General features: G+C 50.8%; 16 protein-coding genes. 13 read left to right on the top strand and 3 right to left on the bottom strand.

Features of this window, described 5'->3' with window-relative positions; translation table 11 throughout:
- Positions 1-94: 94 nt before the first annotated feature.
- The 11 genes from G441_RS0104490 to G441_RS0104440 all read left to right on the top strand — a co-directional run bounded on the left by G441_RS0104490 (position 95) and on the right by G441_RS0104440 (position 8,343).
- Entirely contained in the window at positions 95-586 is a 492-nt protein-coding gene (locus G441_RS0104490) for a Na+/H+ antiporter subunit E (RefSeq protein WP_156896271.1), read from the top strand.
- Positions 586-897 (top strand): MrpF/PhaF family protein, encoded by a 312-nt coding sequence (locus G441_RS0104485; RefSeq protein ID WP_026375247.1) that lies wholly within the window; start codon positions 586-588, stop codon positions 895-897. The genes G441_RS0104490 and G441_RS0104485 overlap by 1 nt, the downstream gene beginning before the upstream one ends.
- Positions 894-1,232 carry a monovalent cation/H(+) antiporter subunit G gene (gene mnhG, locus G441_RS0104480; protein WP_034474449.1) on the top strand — a complete coding sequence of 113 codons (339 nt, stop codon included), beginning with the start codon at positions 894-896 and terminating at the stop codon, positions 1,230-1,232. The genes G441_RS0104485 and mnhG overlap by 4 nt, the downstream gene beginning before the upstream one ends.
- Positions 1,229-1,792, top strand: a complete 564-nt coding sequence (locus G441_RS19895; RefSeq protein ID WP_026375245.1) for a DUF4040 domain-containing protein — start codon at positions 1,229-1,231, stop codon at positions 1,790-1,792. Before mnhG ends, G441_RS19895 begins: the two co-directional genes overlap by 4 nt.
- Positions 1,782-2,204, top strand: a complete 423-nt coding sequence (locus tag G441_RS19890) for a Na(+)/H(+) antiporter subunit B (protein ID WP_026375244.1) — start codon at positions 1,782-1,784, stop codon at positions 2,202-2,204. Before G441_RS19895 ends, G441_RS19890 begins: the two co-directional genes overlap by 11 nt.
- Complete coding sequence (locus G441_RS0104465) at positions 2,201-2,560, top strand: cation:proton antiporter subunit C (protein ID WP_026375243.1); 360 nt, start codon at positions 2,201-2,203, stop codon at positions 2,558-2,560. Before G441_RS19890 ends, G441_RS0104465 begins: the two co-directional genes overlap by 4 nt.
- Positions 2,557-4,053 (top strand): monovalent cation/H+ antiporter subunit D family protein, encoded by a 1,497-nt coding sequence (locus tag G441_RS0104460; RefSeq protein ID WP_026375242.1) that lies wholly within the window; start codon positions 2,557-2,559, stop codon positions 4,051-4,053. The genes G441_RS0104465 and G441_RS0104460 overlap by 4 nt, the downstream gene beginning before the upstream one ends.
- 4 nt (positions 4,054-4,057) lie before the next feature.
- Positions 4,058-5,518 (top strand): proton-conducting transporter transmembrane domain-containing protein, encoded by a 1,461-nt coding sequence (locus G441_RS0104455; protein WP_026375241.1) that lies wholly within the window; start codon positions 4,058-4,060, stop codon positions 5,516-5,518.
- Positions 5,519-5,520: 2 nt separating this feature from the next.
- Positions 5,521-5,835: a hypothetical protein gene (locus tag G441_RS0104450; protein ID WP_026375240.1), complete on the top strand. Its 315-nt coding sequence runs from the start codon at positions 5,521-5,523 to the stop codon at positions 5,833-5,835.
- Positions 5,835-7,514, top strand: coding sequence for a Na(+)/H(+) antiporter subunit D (locus G441_RS0104445; protein ID WP_026375239.1), 1,680 nt, complete (start codon positions 5,835-5,837; stop codon positions 7,512-7,514). Before G441_RS0104450 ends, G441_RS0104445 begins: the two co-directional genes overlap by 1 nt.
- Positions 7,515-7,581: 67 nt before the next feature.
- Positions 7,582-8,343, top strand: coding sequence for a type 2 periplasmic-binding domain-containing protein (locus G441_RS0104440; RefSeq protein ID WP_026375238.1), 762 nt, complete (start codon positions 7,582-7,584; stop codon positions 8,341-8,343).
- Here the strand turns inward: G441_RS0104440 and chrA are convergent.
- Complete coding sequence (gene chrA, locus G441_RS0104435; RefSeq protein ID WP_026375237.1) at positions 8,337-9,533, bottom strand: chromate efflux transporter; 1,197 nt, start codon at positions 9,531-9,533, stop codon at positions 8,337-8,339. The genes G441_RS0104440 and chrA overlap by 7 nt on opposite strands.
- Positions 9,512-10,483 (bottom strand): Gfo/Idh/MocA family protein, encoded by a 972-nt coding sequence (locus G441_RS0104430; protein WP_026375236.1) that lies wholly within the window; start codon positions 10,481-10,483, stop codon positions 9,512-9,514. The genes chrA and G441_RS0104430 overlap by 22 nt, the downstream gene beginning before the upstream one ends.
- 161 nt (positions 10,484-10,644) lie before the next feature.
- Between G441_RS0104430 and G441_RS0104425 the strand changes: the two genes are divergently transcribed.
- A complete protein-coding gene (locus tag G441_RS0104425) occupies positions 10,645-11,706 on the top strand; it encodes an efflux RND transporter periplasmic adaptor subunit (RefSeq protein WP_026375235.1) in 1,062 nt (353 codons plus the stop codon).
- A 3-nt stretch (positions 11,707-11,709) separates the two neighbouring features.
- Positions 11,710-14,850, top strand: a complete 3,141-nt coding sequence (locus G441_RS0104420) for an efflux RND transporter permease subunit (RefSeq protein ID WP_026375234.1) — start codon at positions 11,710-11,712, stop codon at positions 14,848-14,850.
- Here G441_RS0104420 and G441_RS0104415 read toward each other — a convergent pair.
- Entirely contained in the window at positions 14,823-16,151 is a 1,329-nt protein-coding gene (locus tag G441_RS0104415; protein WP_026375233.1) for an alpha-amylase family glycosyl hydrolase, read from the bottom strand. The genes G441_RS0104420 and G441_RS0104415 overlap by 28 nt on opposite strands.
- Positions 16,152-16,153: the final 2 nt, after the last annotated feature.

Below are 16,153 nucleotides of genomic sequence, written 5' to 3'. Positions count from 1 at the left end.
TATTAAAAATAGCGCACTATACTAATAACAAATTCAGTGCGAAAAGCCTGAAGCGTACGCATTAACGTTCACGTTAATCGAGGAGCGAAGCGAAGTGAAACATACACTACGGCTTGGCGTTTTTATGGGCATCCTGTGGCTATTGTTATCAGGAATGTTCCAGCCATTGATGCTGACATTCGGCGTAATTGCCGTTCTCATGGTAATTTGGTTGTCCACAAGAATGGTCGACGCTGACCGTCAACAATTCCCTCTGTTGGTAAACTGGCAATTTATTAAGTTTACTGCCCGGTTGGCGAAGCGCATACTGATATCAAACATTGACGTCACCTTACGCGTATTGGGCATCAAACCGGTCTCGGCCCGCTTTATCAAAGTCAACATGCCGTTTGAAGATGACCTGAGCAAAGTACTTTACGCTAACGCCATTACTCTGACACCTGGCTCAGCAAGCGTGCATATGGAAGGTAACGACCTGTATGTACATACCATCAGCGCTGAAGGTGCTGAAGATTTGCTGGATGGGGATATGGAGAAAATCATTCCACCCATAGCACGAGAGCAACGCGCTGAGGACTCACTCTGATGGAAATCTATTATCTGGCGGCCGGGATAGCGATCCTGGTAAGTATGGCGTTGGGTGTTGCGCGAGCGGTACTGGGACCGACGGTATTCGACCGTATTCTGGCGGTGAATATGTTCGGTACCAAAGCGGTGCTGCTCGTCTCAGTTTTCGCCTTCTTCTCTGGTCGTCCTGACATTTTAGACATCGCGTTACTGTATTCCCTACTCAATTTCGTGGGCGTCATTGCCGCTTTGAGGCTGGTTGAACGTGGCAAGCACTATGCCAACAGCTTCTCTCGTGAAGACTTAGAAGACGAAGAGGAAAACGCATGAGCATAATCAATATTTTATCCATCGTTTGTCTGGCTCTCGGGTGCTTTTTGAGCTTAATTGGCGGCATCGGCTTGATCCGCCTGCCAGACATGTTTTCCAGACTTCATGCTGTCGGTGTGACTGACACACTTTGCACTTTCTTGATTTTGTTCGGTTTGGCATTGCAGTCGGGATTGACCCTGGTCACGGTCAAACTGCTGTTCATTTTCCTGTTTTTACTGTTTACCAGTCCGACATCCTCTTTCGCCCTTGCCAGCGGCGCATGGCACTGGGGCTTTAGACCGTTAAGTGAAAATATTGAGACTGACAACAACGATGAGGGCGCATCTAAATGAGTTTGCTTGTAAACATCGTACTCCTGTCGTTTCTGGTGATCATGGCGATCGCGGTGTTACGCATTAAAAACCTGCTGGCCATGGCCATGTTATTTGGCCTCTACAGCTTGTTAGTGGCGGGGCTGTTTGTGGTGCTGGATGCGCCTGATGTTGCCTTCACCGAAGCTGCAGTGGGCACCGGTATTTCAACCGTGTTGATGCTGGTCACAATCGCTTCTGTGCGTGATAGCCACGAAGTTGAAAACAAGGGCCGTAATTCATCACTGGCATTATTACTGTCAGTAGTGATGGGCGTGGCTCTGATGTACGGCATTCACGACATCGCCGAACTGGGCGACCCAACCGCACCTGCGCACACGCAAGTGGCAGCGCGCTTTATTGAGTCAGGTCAGGCTGAGACAGGTGTACCCAATCTCGTAACGGCAGTACTGGCCAGCTATCGAGGCTTCGATACCCTAGGGGAGGTCACCGTAGTGTTGACTGCTGGGTTGGGGATTCTGTTACTTCTGCTGCGATCAGAAAAACCACGAGTCAAGGGGAAGAAAAAAGATGCAGGATAAACTCATCCTCAGGGTTGTTGCCAAATGGCTGATCCCCGTCATTATTCTGTTTGCTTTTTACGTGCAGTTTCATGGTGATTACAGCCCCGGCGGCGGCTTTCAGGCCGGCGTTATATTCAGTTCTGCATTTTTGCTTTACTCGCTCGTGTATGGACTTGAATCTGCAATAAAAGTATTGCCAGACCACTGGTTAAAAGTGGCAGCCTGCTTCGGCGTGTTGCTTTACGCTGGTGTGGGCGTCGTCGCCATGCTGATGGGCGGTAATTTCCTGGACTATAGTGCACTGGCGTCCGAGCCGGTCGCGGGTCAGCACATCGGTATCATTCTTATTGAGTTGGGCGTCGGCATCACCGTTGGCTCGGTCATGCTGCTGATCTTCTTTACCTTTGCGCGGAGGGTCTTGCCGAAATGATGGACTATATCATTGGACACATTAATTACTGGCTGATTATCGCGGTCATGATGGTAGGCATGTTCACCCTGATGAGCCGCACTAATATGATCAAGAAGCTGGCCGGACTGAGTATTTTTCAAACCGCCGTTATTCTCTTCTATGTCAGTCTGGGCAAAGTTGAAGATGGCACAGCGCCAATCGTGGCAGAAGGGTTCTCGACCTATTCTAACCCCCTCCCTCAGGTACTGATGCTGACGGCCATTGTGGTGGGTGTGGCGACCACTGCGGTGGGTTTTGCGCTAGTCATTCGTATAAAAGAGGCATACAACACCATCGAAGAAGATGAAATCAGGGAGTTGGACGCCAAATCATGATGCAGCAAATAAGTATTTTATTGGTAGTACTGCCTCTTCTTGCCGCCCCCATCACAGCGCTAGTGCGCGGCAAAAATCTGGCCTGGCTAATCACCTTTGTTCTCACCGTAGTCTGTTTTGGCATTTCCCTGTGGATCCTGATGGATGTGACCACAGGCAGGGTCATTCATTATGAGCTCGGTGGTTGGCAGCCGCCATGGGGTATTGTTTACACCATCGACTCACTCAATGCACTTGTGGCATTGATTGTCAGCGGTATCGCCGCAGCGACTATGCTGTATGCTCCACGCAGTGTAGAAAAGGAAATTCCGGACCATCTTATCCCGATGTTCTATGCGATGTTCCAGCTTTGTTTACTGGGATTGTTGGGCATCGCACTGACGGGTGACGTATTCAACCTGTTTGTTTTCCTGGAAATATCGTCATTATCATCATACGCCCTGATCAGCCTTGGCAAGAATCGCAAGGCTTTATTTGCGTCGTTCAACTACCTGATCCTGGGAACGATTGGTGCCACCTTCTTTCTGCTTGGCGTAGGTATGCTGTATGCTGCATCGGGCAGCCTGAATATGGCTGATATTCAAACCCGCTTTGCAGAATTTGAAAACTTGCAACTGGTCAGCACAGCGCTGATGTTTATCGTTGTTGGTATTGCGTTAAAGGCTGCAGTATTCCCGCTACACAGCTGGTTGCCCGCTTCATACAGCTATGCGCCGTCGACTGTGAGCATATTTTTAGCAGCCACAGCAACAAAAGTGGCAGTGTACGCACTGATCCGCTGTTTGTTTGACGTATTCCCGATGCAGTACTGGCTCGAGATGCTTCCAACCATCATGATAACGCTTGGTTCAGTTGCCGTAATCTATGGCTCAGTCAGAGCCATTCAACAGACCGGCATGCGACGCCTTCTGGCCTACTCGAGCGTGGCGCAAATTGGCTACATGATCATTGGCATTGGCTTAATCAATGAGTCAGGCATGACGTCAACGCTGTTACATTTGTTTAACCATGCGCTAATGAAGGCCGCACTGTTCATGGTGGCGGGTATTTATCTGCTGCGTGCGAACAGCACAGAATTAGATGACCTGTATGGCCTAGGCAAAGACATGCCATACGCGTTTAGTGCCATGGTGATTGCCGGCCTGAGTCTGATTGGCGTGCCCGGCACGGTAGGCTTTATCAGCAAGTGGTACTTGTTGGAAGGTGCCATGCAAACCGATCACTGGGGCGTAGTTATCGTCATTCTGGTTGGGTCTATTCTGGCCATCGCTTATGTGTGGAAACTGGTTGAAGCCCTGTATTTTGCTGCACCGCAAAAGCCGAGAGTGCAGAACGTCGACTCAGGCAGCGACACAATAGCGAAGTCGCCTATGTTAATGCTGGTGGCAACATGGCTTATCGTCATCGCCAACATCTATTTCGGTATCGATACTGAGTTATCACTCGGTGCCGCTAGCGATGCAGTCAGATCGTTATTAGGTACAGGAGCGTAACGCCATGAGTATGACAATGCTAATTGCCATCAGTATGTTGTTGCCGCTCGCCGGCGCCATCGTCGTCAGCAGACTCGACCGTGTCCCGAACATTCGTGAAGCGGCCACGCTTGTTACGGCAGTCATATTGTTTATCGTTAACATCCTCATATTTGGCCAGTTTACTGACAGTGATGCTAAACTGATTGTCGCTGAGCCCATGCCAAACCTGACGATTGCGTTCTCAGTTGAACATTTCGGCATGCTGTTCGCGCTTATCGCCAGCAGCCTGTGGATAGTGACCTCGATTTACGCCATCGGCTACATGCGCGGCCATCACGAGAAAAATCAGACCCGCTTCTATACTTTCTTTGCCGTCGCGATCTCCGCCGTAATGGGGGTGGCCTATGCAGATAATCTGTTTACGCTATTTTTGTTCTACGAAATCTTGACCGTTACAACCTACCCGCTGGTTACCCATGCCGGTAACGATAAAGCCCGCAAAGGAGGACGCACCTACCTCGGCATTTTGATGGGCTCGTCGATTGCGTTCTTCTTACCTGCGCTGGTTATTGTCTGGTACGTCGCGGGCGATACCACTTTTGCCTCCGGCGGCATGCTGGCTGGCAAGCTTGACCCTAAATGGGCAGCTCCCCTGTTGCTATTGTTTATCTTCGGCATTGGTAAAGCGGCAGTGATGCCCCTGCACCGCTGGTTACCCGCAGCGATGGTGGCTCCCACGCCGGTGAGCGCACTATTACATGCAGTAGCCGTTGTGAAAGCAGGTGTGTTTTCAATGGTGAAAGTCGTCGGCTTTGTGTTTGGTACTGATTTCTTAACCCAGAGCGGCGCTACACATTGGCTTATCTGGTTACCCATGCTCACCATACTGCTTGGCTCACTGGTCGCAATGACCCGCGATAATCTTAAGGAGCGCCTGGCCTACTCCACCATCAGCCAGCTCAGCTACATCGTGCTTGGCGCGTTGTTGGCCAACTCTCTGGGACTGCTCGGCGGTAGCTTACACATTGCCATGCACGCATTTGCGAAAATCAGCCTATTTTTCGCAGCAGGTGCCATTCTGGTGGCCACGCACAAGACTAAAGTCAGTGAGTTGGATGGACTCGGTCGACAAATGCCGTTTACTTTTGGGGTATTTTTAATTGGCACTTTATCTATCATCGGATTGCCAATATTTGGCGGCATGTGGAGTAAATGGTATCTGCTGCTTGGCAGCATTGATTACAGCGGACCTGAATTCACGCGCTGGGCACTGTTGGGTACGTTGATGCTGAGCTCTCTGCTCAACATTGTTTATCTGGCCGCTATACCGGTGCGTGGGTTCTTTGTCTCGTCCGATCAAAAAATGGCTATCAAAGAAGCGCCGCTGCCATGTCTTATTGGTATGGCAGTACCCGCGCTGATGTGTATCGTGCTGTTCTTTTACCCGCAGCCCTTCTTTAACCTTGCCATGGCAGGAGGTTAACAGTGAGCGAACAAAAGCAAGAAGCTGATTTCTTCGACAAACCGAACAATGTGAATTGGATCCTTAGGGTGTTCTACGCCATCTGCGTGATCCTTGTCGTACTGGACTTTGTGGTACACCGTCATATCTATGTCTCATTTGAAGAAATTCCGGCGTTTTATGCCTTATACGGATTTGTAGCTTGCGTGGTGTTGGTCGTCATTGCCAAAGAAATGCGCAAGGTGTTGATGCGCAAAGAAGATTATTACGAACCTCTCGAGCAGGAGCTGCTCGACACGCGTAAAAATGACACGCCTCACGGGGAGGAAAAACACTGATGTGGATTGCTGATCTTCCTCCCTTTATTCCGTTTTATATTGCCGCTTTACTGGCGCTGTTCGTTAGCGGCAAGGCCCGTTATTTATTACTGCTGGCCCCCATTTGGGGTGGCCTGAATCTGTTTTTCACGCATTCCTACGACAGCATCGTCACTGTGCCACTGGTGATATTTGACTTACAGTTAATGCAAGTCGACAAACTCAGTCTGATGTTTGGCTACCTGTTCCATATTGCTGGATTGCTGGCATTAATTTATTCGGTGCATGTGGATGATAAACTGCAACAGTCGACCGGGCTGCTGTACGCTGGTAGTGCGCTTGGTGCTGTATTTGCGGGTGACTGGGTAACCGTTTTTATTTTCTGGGAAATGCTGGCCTTAACGTCGGTTTTCTTAATCTGGGCAAGACGCACCCAGACAGCCCGTCTTGCTGGCCTGCGTTACCTGGTGATCCAGGTGTTATCAGGGGTATTGTTGTTGATTGGCGCGTTGATGCTATATCAGCAAACAGGCTCGCTGGATGTTGGCTACATTGGTCTGGATTCTGCTGCATCATGGCTGGTGTTTATTGCATTGGGTATCAAATGTGCCTTCCCATTCATGCATACCTGGCTGACCGATGCCTACCCTATGGCCACGCCTACAGGTACGGTATTCCTGTCCGCCTTCACCACTAAAGTGGCGGTGTATGCGCTGGCCAGAACCTTCGCTGGCGAAGAGTTGTTGGTCTACATCGGCGCGGCGATGACCTGTTTTCCTATCTTTTATGCAGTAATAGAAAACGATTTACGCAAGGTATTGGCATACAGCCTGATCAACCAGTTGGGTTTCATGGTGTGTGGGATCGGTATCGGTACCGCACTGGCACTTAACGGCGCCGTAGCGCACGCCTTCAACGATGTTATCTTTAAAGGTTTGCTGTTTATGACTATGGGTGCCGTACTGCATCGGGTTGGCCATGTAAACGGCTCAGACCTCGGCGGCTTGTATAAATCGATGCCCAAAACAACCGTCTTCTGTATTGTCGGCGCAGCGTCTATTTCTGCATTCCCGCTGTTCAGTGGGTTTGTATCAAAGTCGATGGTGATGGCGGCCATGATTGAGGCGGGTCATGAATACCTGTGGTTGATGCTGTTGTTTGCTTCAGCAGGTGTATTCCACCACGCAGGCATTAAAATTCCGTATTTTGCCTTCTTCCACCATGATTCAGGGCTCCGTGTTAAAGAAGCGCCAACCAATATGCTTATTGCCATGGGCATTGCGTCGGTGCTGTGTATCGCAATTGGTAGCTATCCACAGCTGATGTACCAGTTACTGCCGTGGGAAAACAGTTATGTGCCATATGATGTTACGCATACGTTGACCCAACTGCAGCTGCTGTTCTTCTCAGCACTCGCGTTCGTGTGGCTAAACAAACAGGGCCTGTATCCACCAGAACTCCGCTCCGTCAATCTGGATATGGAGTGGTTCTATCGCCGTCTGTTCCCGATAACCGGCGCCTGGGTATCGTACAGACTTGCCACGTTGCGAGACTGGAGTAAGAGTCAGATTGATGCAGCCGTGCATAGATTGCCTTCTTACAATGAACACGACGGCACCACTGCTGCTGAGCTAACACGCAGAATGGCAATCCTGCTGGTTGTTATGGTGTTTATTGCGCTGTTGGCACAAATCTTCTAAGCAATCGAGATACGTTCAGCAAGAGTAAAAAGCCTGCTTGCGCAGGCTTTTTTGTATCAGATTGACTATGCTAAGGTTACTAAAACAACAATATATTAATAGACGTGTGAGAGCATTCTTCTTTGCCCCTTTGTTTTTCTGTGTTGTAGCCGCTGCCAACGACAATGCAAAAAAGGCAGCGTTGACGCTGTCAGTATGCACTGAATTATCCAAACATGCAGACGTGACCAAAGTGATCACCGGTTCGACTACTGACCAGATTATCCGTGCAGGAAACCAGTCGGGTATCCACTTCAATGTCCAGTATCGGGCCTGGAATCGATGTCTGCAGATGGCTCAGGATAATCGTGTAGACGGTATATATGCGTTATTCTGGACACCGGAGCGCGCGCGCTTTTTAGCCTTTCCTCAAGGGAGCGAATCGAGCGCAAACATCACCCGCCTGCGTACGGCACAATTTTTCTTTTATGAGAACATTAATAAACCTCTGGATGTAGACAATCTCGAGTTTGGCATCGGTGCGCCATTGGGTTACGTAGTGCGCGACTATCTCGAGGAGCAAGGCTGGCTCTCTCCGATCGACTACAGCATAAAGGAAGGTTTCACGATGCTGGGCATGAACAAGCTCGATGCCTATCTGATTGCTGAGGAGATGGGAGATAACATGGTAATGACCCTACAGCAGCACAATATTATTCGTAAAAAACAGCCGGCGTTTATCGAGCAGGACATCCACATTGCTTTCACCAAGGACATCTATCAGCGACATGCCGAACAGATTGACCTGTTTTGGGAAGCGGTAGAATCAATTCGCGGCAATTATCAGTAAAGTGATATAACGTGCGACGCGCCCACACACCATAACACTGCCCACAAGGGTGAACGTTTCCATATTGATAATATCGCAATGCCGACAATAGCAATCAGCAAGTCTGACTGCCGCTGAATGCCTGATGTCATAATCGGATCGTATAACGTCGCGCCCAATAACCCGACTACCGCGGCATTGACGCCGGCAACCAAAGCGCCTGCTTTGGGCTGTGCCATCAGTTGTTGCCAGAAGGGGATCATGCCTGTCACCAGTAAGAAGCCAGGCAGGAAAATGACCAGAACGGCTATCAACGACGTCATTGCGGCTGAGTACGGCGTGGCGATCGACGCACCAAGAAAGGCGGCAAAGGTAAACATGGGGCCGGGCACAGCCTGCGTTGCACCATAGCCGGCCAGGAAGGTATCAGCAGGTATCCAGCCCGGCGTGACAACGGCCTCCTCCAGTAGAGGTAGTACAATGTGTCCACCGCCAAACACCAATGCACCAGCACGATAGAATGCATCAATAACAGCAACGACTCCGCCATGACTCTGGGCAAAAAATGGTAATGTCAGTAATAGAGCCAAAAACACCGTTAGCATCCCTGCCCCGGCTTTTTTTCCATACGAGACAGTGATGCCAGACGCGTTACGTTGACTGGCTGGGCATAACAACAAGCCGAAGATAGCGCCCGCGAATACCGCGGCAAGCTGTGCCCACACGCTATCAGCGAAAATTACAATGACGGCTGACGCTATCGCGATGGTTTGTCGCTCACGATCGGGACACAAATTGCGGAACATGCCCAGCACGGCATCGAATACAACGACGCAGGCGACCAATTTCAGGCCATCGATTACCGCGCCCAATTCGAAAGAACTGTTAGACGATAACCAGTAGGCAAACACAGCTAGCACTAGAGCAGATGGCAGGGTGAATGCTACAAAGGCACAACCCGCTCCCCACCATCCGGCTCGCTGATAGCCAAGTAAAAAACCCAGCTGACTACTCGCAGGTCCCGGCAAAAACTGACAAAGGGCAAGTAGCTGCGTAAAGTCGTGTTCACTTATCCAACGGCGTTTTTCAACCAATGCATGACGAAAATAGCCAATGTGCGCAACGGGACCACCAAACGATGTCAGTCCCAATAAAAAAAACACGACAAGAACTTCGAGCGCCCGGCCTCTCACTGACGTTGTAGGTTGCATAATGCGCGGATCCCATCCATTTGCTGTTGTAAATGTAGGCTAAATGCAGCGGTCATGACGTCTGACTGATGCTGCTGACGCAAAATATGCTGTGAAGCGGTCTCAATTTCAAATTCAAAGCCAGAGCCTTGGCGCCGGTCGACAAACTTGTCCGTTTCCTCATCCACGACACATAGCACACATTCATGGGCGCAGAAAAAATCATCGATGCGAATGTATCCTTTGCTGCCAATCAGATAAGCCGTATTGGGCAAACGGGTTCGAAATGATGTTGCAAGCTGAAGGGATACTCCCGCACATTGTCCCAGCATCACTACATCGTCTTCTACGCCGGTGTCGGCAATGTGCGCATTAACTGTCCAGCTGTCTGGCAACTGGCCTGCCATGTAAAGCGCCAATGCGAGAGGATAAATGCCCATGTCCAACACGCAGCCACCCGCCAGTGCAGGGTTGTAATGGCGGCCTTCAGCGTCAAATTCAATTGGATAACCAAAATCGGCTTTGATATGCAGTAATTCGCCGATGCGACCGGCATCCAGCCAGGACTTAGCCGTTTGGATTGCGGGTAAAAACAGTGTCCACATGGCTTCCATTAAAAAGCATTGTTGCTGACTCGCCAGAGTAAATAGTCTTTCGCATTGTTCAGGCGAGTCCGTAATAGGCTTTTCACAAAGCACGTGTTTGCCGTGCTCGAGCGCCAGGAGGCAGTGCTCGAAGTGAAAGTTATGTGGCGTCGCAACATAAATGGCATCCACCGCGTTACTTTGACAGAGTTCAGCATAGCTGCCGAAACTATGAGGGATGACAAAGTCGGTCGCAAACGTTGATGCTCGCGCGGCATGTCTGGAACCAATGGCGGTGAGCTGTGCATTGGATGCAAAGCGTATATCCTGACAGAAGGTTCGTGCGATACGACCCGCTCCCAGCACTCCCCAGCGTACGTGTGACATTTTTTCCTCCTTCTCTTCGTGTAAATGTACATCACAGCCACGCAAAAATGGATATTTTCGACTTTTTCGAACAATCGATATGAGATTATTCGGTATTCCAACTAATCTTGTTTGCCATAATCACAGTACCCATAGGCAATGGAAAAACCAATGAGGTCTCTGTGAAAAGGTCATTCTTGTCTCTACTGTTCCTTTTATTCATGCCACTGACAGGTGCAGCACAAACGCCGGTCATTGTTGCCAACGTTGAGAATAAAGCTATTGCTGACGAGGTTGAGGCGTTAGGCACACTACGCGCCAATGAAAGTGTCGACTTAACAGCGAACGTGACAGAGATGATCACTGCCGTATATTTTCAGGACGGTCAGCGGGTCAAGAAGGGCGATGTGCTGGTCGAGATGGATGATAGCGAAGAGCTCGCAGAGCTGGCAGAAGAGCGCTCCCGCCTGGATGAGGCGCAAAAACAGGTAGCACGACTGAGCAAGCTTACCGCCACCAATGCATCGACGGAGTCCCTACTGGATGAGCAGCAGCGCGAGGTGGAAACAGCGCAGGCGCGTATTCGCGCGGCACAGTCCCGTATCAAGCTGCGCACCGTTGTCGCACCTTTTGATGGAGTCTTGGGTTTACGAAATGTCAGCGTGGGTTCGCTGGTTCAGCCAGGTCAGACGATCACAACGCTCGATGATGATAGCGTGATGAAGCTGGATTTCTCTGTTCCGTCGGTATTTCTGCCCGTATTGGGTCCAGACGTGCCGGTGACTGCGCGCAGCGATGCCTACCCCGGAGAAACCTTTGAAGGTCAGATACTCAGCGTCGACAGCAGAATCGACCCCGTTACCCGCTCGGTGCTGGTACGCGCGTTGATTGATAACCCCGAAAAGCGCTTAAAGCCGGGCTTATTGATGACCGTCACTATTGCTGCCAATCCAAGAAATTCATTGGTGATACCGGAAGAAGCGCTGATCCCATCAGGGGATAAGAGCTTTGTCCTGCGCATTGAATCGCAAGGCGGTAAAACAACAGTATCACGCACGGAAGTCGAATTAGGCGCGCGTCGCAAAGGTGAGGCTGAAATACTGTCAGGTCTGTCATTAGGCGATAAAGTGGTCACCCATGGTACTTCCCGTGCTGCACCAGGCAGCGAAGTTACCATCACCGGCACGCAAACCGAGTCGACATCCATCGCGGCATTAATTGAACAAGCAAAAAAGGCGGGGTAAATCATGATCCTGTCGGATATTTCAGTAAAGCGCCCGGTCTTTGCATCGGTCATTTCATTGCTGCTCATCGCGTTTGGCTTGGTGTCGTTTGAACGTCTGTCGCTACGAGAATACCCAGACATAGACCCGCCTATTGTCACGGTTGAGGTCGCCTACCCTGGTGCCCCTGCCAATATCGTTGAAACACGCATCACCGAAGTGATCGAAGAGCGCATTGCCGGCGTGGAAGGCATAGAGTTTATTCAGTCTTCGTCACAGGATGGTGAATCAAATGTGACCATCGAGTTTTCTATTGGACGTGACGTCGACGCCGCGGCAAACGACATTCGAGATCGCATTGCCGGCGTGCAGGATAATCTGCCCGAAGAGGCGGAGCCGCCCGAAGTGCAGAAGGTCGACAGCAGCGATGACGTGATTATCTGGCAAAACCTGGCCAGTACTGACATGTCAGTTCCGGAGCTGACCGACTATGCCGAACGCTACCTGGTTGACCAATATTCAACATTGGACGGTGTCGCCCGTATCCGCGTTGGCGGCAGTCAGCGCTACGCGATGCGCGTATGGCTGGACAGACAGAAACTGGCCGCAAAAGGGCTTAGCGTATCAGATGTCGAGCGGGCGTTACGTGCCGAAAACGTAGAATTACCAGCAGGCAGCCTCGAGTCAGAGCAGCGCCTGTTCAAAGCCCGCGTTGATAGAAATTTTACCGACCCGGGAAAGTTTTCAGCACTGGTGCTGGCTGAAGGCGCCGATGGATATTTGGTTCGACTGGGGGATGTTGCCAGGGTCGAATTGGGCCTTGAGGAAGATCGCACCTTCTTCCGTGGCAATGGCATTCCCATGGTCGGCATTGGCGTCATCAAGCAGTCAACAGCCAATACCATTGAGGTTGCCCGCAATGTTAAGGCACTATCCAAGCGTCTTAATGAGGGACTGCCCGAAGGCATGTCCATCGAACAAAGCTACGATGCCTCCGTGTTTATCGAGGCCGCCATCGACGAGGTGTACACGACACTATTTATCGCGATTGGCTGCGTTGTGCTGGTGATCTACCTGTTCCTGGGCAGCGTGCGTGCCATGCTTATTCCCGCCATGACGGTACCGGTGTCTGTGATTGCGACGTTTATCATGGTCTATCTGCTGGGCTTTTCTATCAACTTGCTTACCTTACTGGCGTTGGTGCTGGCAATTGGGCTCGTTGTTGATGACGCCATTGTTGTGCTGGAGAACATCACCCGGCGTTTACAGACCTATAAGGAAACACCACTGGTTGCCGCGTTCAGAGGAAGCCGTCAGGTCGGTTTTGCGGTCGTCGCGACTACGCTGGTACTGATATCGGTGTTTGTGCCCATTACTTTTCTCGAGGGAGATATAGGCCGCTTATTTACCGAATTTGCTCTGACCATTGCTGCCGCAGTGGCATTTTCATCGCTTATTGCGCTGACCTTATCCTCTATGCTGGCTTCAAAACTGCTTAAACAGTCAGACGAACGCCCTGCTTTGCCGGTGCGTGTTACCTCCAGCGCTGTCAACTGGCTGCGCAATGGCTATATGAGAGCCTTGCGTACGTTACTCAATGCGCCCGTCTCCGTTGGTCTTGTCTTCGTATCGTTAGTGGCTGGTACTGCGTGGCTTTACCCCAATGTAAAACAGGAATTTACCCCTCAGGAAGACCGCGGCGCCTTTTTTGTACTGGTTAACGGTCCTGAAGGTTCTAGTTTTGAATACATGCAAACCTACATGGATGAAATAGAGAGCCGGATGATGAAATACGTCGACAACGGCGAGGTTAAACGTCTGCTGGTGCGCGCGCCACGGGCCTGGGGCAGCATCGAGAACTTTAGCGGCGGCATTGTGATTGTAATACTCGAGGACTGGTCACAGCGACGCAATGCCTTTGAGATTATGGCCGAAGTGCGTCAGTCGCTGTCTGAGCTACCCGGTGTGCGCGCCTTCCCGGTAATGCGTCAGGGGCTGGGCGGCGGCACTGGCAAGCCAGTACAATTTGTTATTGGCGGTGCCACTTACGAAGAATTAGCCCAGTGGCGCGATATCGTATTTGAGGAACTCAACGCCAACAATCCCGGATTAGAAGGGCTGGATTCCGACTATAAAGAGACCCGTCCGCAATTGGATTTTGTGGTCAACTACGACCGTGCTGCCGCTCTCGGTGTCACCATTCAGGAGATAGGGCGTACGCTGGAAACCATGATGGGGGGCCGCAATGTTACCACTTTCCTCGATCGTGGTGAGGAATATGACGTTATAGTAGAAGGTGAACGCGACGCACAGCGATCGTTCGATGACATTAAAAACATTTACGTGCGTTCCGAGCGCACCGGACAGCTCATTCCTTTATCCAACCTGATCAGTATCGATGAATACGGCGCAGCAGAAACGCTGTCTCGCTATAACCGCGTTCGTGCTATTACGCTAGAGGCTAATCTAACGCCTGATTTTACCTTGGGCGCAGCGTTGCAGCATCTAGAGCAAGTGGTCAGAGAGAAACTGCCCGAAACAGCGATTATTGACTACAAAGGCCAAAGCCGAGACTTTGTGAATTCTGGCAGCTCGATAATTTTTGTGTTCGTGTTAGGTCTGGCGGTCGTATTCCTGGTCCTGGCCGCCCAGTTCGAAAGCTACATTCACCCATTCGTGATCATGCTCACCGTGCCGCTGGCCATGGGAGGCGGTCTGCTGGGTCTTTATCTGACCGGGTTTTCCCTGAATATCTATTCGCAAATTGGTTTGATAATGCTGGTTGGTCTGGCGGCCAAGAATGGCATTCTGATTGTCGAGTTTGCGAACCAATTACGGGATCAGGGTAAGGCATTCAATGACGCACTGGTTGAAGCGGCAGAAACACGCTTCCGCCCGATTGTGATGACCGGACTGACCACAATTGCCGGCGCTATTCCATTGGTATTATCCAGCGGTGCCGGGGCAGAAACCCGTGAAGTAATAGGAACAGTGATACTTGCAGGCGTGTTTGCGGCGACATTTTTCACGTTATTTATAGTACCAGTGGCCTATCGTCTGCTAACCCGACACACCGGCTCGCCGCAGGCAGTTAGCCGTCAGCTTAGTGAAGAGCTGTCCTCACAGCCCGACAGTGGTCAGCCAGCGTCGCCAACAAACACATGATAATCCCAGGGTGCCAGTGTCAGGCTGGTGCCCTGTGCAACACTAATCTGCGTGCTCCGTAACTCTTCTGCATATTGACCGTAGGCGAGCGCGTCATCGAAACTTACGCTCAGTCGCTGGGATGAAAAATTAAGCACAGTAAGGACTTTCTGGCCATCCTGCTGACGCACAAAGCTCAGTACCTCGTCAGGCTGACTATTGGGGATGTGGATCATTCGCGCACCATATTCGCCGTTCCACAGTGCCGGCGTGCGCTTTTTCAGAGCGATCAAATGCTGGTACAGCTCACCAATGGAATGCGGTTGCCAATCGATAAGATCTTTTTCGAAAAAAGCCAGGCGTTTGCTCTCACCCGCTTCCTGACCGTTATGTATAAGCGGCATCCCCTCACCAATCACAGACAGTACGATCGCGGCTTCAAGCATATCGCCGAATTGCTCATATTGTGTGCCGTCCCAGGCGTTTTTATCGTGATTGCTGACAAACGTCATCCTGTATGCCTGCCGGGGATAGGCACGCTCATTCCATGAGTAATACTTGTAAATCGCATGAATGTGCGCGCGGCCATGAGCAATAGCATGCATCGCTTCGTTCCAGCTCCATGCGTAGGTCATATCAAACGCGTATTCGTGTAAGTCACGCGCTTCCCACTCTGCCAGCATAAAAACATGTTTACGCTTCATCAGTGCGGCACGCGCCTGCCGCCAGAAATCATTAGGCACGTACCCAGCAACATCGCAACGAAAACCGTCAATATCGGCCTGCTCTACCCAGTAACACATGGCGTTGATCATCTCCTTCCGTAACGCTGGCACGTCATAGTCAAGCTCGATGATGTCATGCCAGTCCCACCAGGGAGATGGACGAAAGGTGCCATTGTGATCTTTGGCATACCACTCAGGATGTGATGTCACCCATGGATGATCCCACGCGGTATGGTTAGCGACCCAGTCCAGGAGCACATACATTCCCAACTGATGAGCACGTTTAACCAGCGCCTGTAGGTCAGCCAGCGTGCCAAATTCTGGGTTAACGCCAATGTAATCTCTGACTGAATAAGGACTTCCCAGCGTGCCTTTTCGATGCTTTTCACCTATGGGATGGATCGGCATCAACCAGACGATATCCGCGCCAAGCGCCTTTATCCTTGGCAGATCTGCAGTAACGGCAGCAAACGACCCCTGCTGACTATATTGTCGGGTATTAACCTGATAAATGACCGCATTTTTACTCCATTCAGGGTGGGTAAATTTAACGTAAGGCTCAGGTGTGAATGGTTGTGCGTGCTGAGAAGATACCACGT

Source organism: Aestuariibacter salexigens DSM 15300 (assembly GCF_000429145.1).
Lineage (GTDB): Bacteria > Pseudomonadota > Gammaproteobacteria > Enterobacterales > Alteromonadaceae > Aestuariibacter > Aestuariibacter salexigens.
This window is presented reverse-complemented; position numbering and strand designations above follow the sequence as displayed.

Coding starts and splice junctions, on each gene's coding strand:
- G441_RS0104485 (WP_026375247.1), top strand. CDS start 586: ATGGAAATCTATTATCTGGCGGCCGGGATAGCGATCCTGGTAAGTATG.
- mnhG (WP_034474449.1), top strand. CDS start 894: ATGAGCATAATCAATATTTTATCCATCGTTTGTCTGGCTCTCGGGTGC.
- G441_RS19895 (WP_026375245.1), top strand. CDS start 1,229: ATGAGTTTGCTTGTAAACATCGTACTCCTGTCGTTTCTGGTGATCATG.
- G441_RS19890 (WP_026375244.1), top strand. CDS start 1,782: ATGCAGGATAAACTCATCCTCAGGGTTGTTGCCAAATGGCTGATCCCC.
- G441_RS0104465 (WP_026375243.1), top strand. CDS start 2,201: ATGATGGACTATATCATTGGACACATTAATTACTGGCTGATTATCGCG.
- G441_RS0104460 (WP_026375242.1), top strand. CDS start 2,557: ATGATGCAGCAAATAAGTATTTTATTGGTAGTACTGCCTCTTCTTGCC.
- G441_RS0104455 (WP_026375241.1), top strand. CDS start 4,058: ATGAGTATGACAATGCTAATTGCCATCAGTATGTTGTTGCCGCTCGCC.
- G441_RS0104445 (WP_026375239.1), top strand. CDS start 5,835: ATGTGGATTGCTGATCTTCCTCCCTTTATTCCGTTTTATATTGCCGCT.
- G441_RS0104440 (WP_026375238.1), top strand. CDS start 7,582: ATGCTAAGGTTACTAAAACAACAATATATTAATAGACGTGTGAGAGCA.
- chrA (WP_026375237.1), bottom strand. CDS start 9,533: ATGCAACCTACAACGTCAGTGAGAGGCCGGGCGCTCGAAGTTCTTGTC.
- G441_RS0104430 (WP_026375236.1), bottom strand. CDS start 10,483: ATGTCACACGTACGCTGGGGAGTGCTGGGAGCGGGTCGTATCGCACGA.
- G441_RS0104420 (WP_026375234.1), top strand. CDS start 11,710: ATGATCCTGTCGGATATTTCAGTAAAGCGCCCGGTCTTTGCATCGGTC.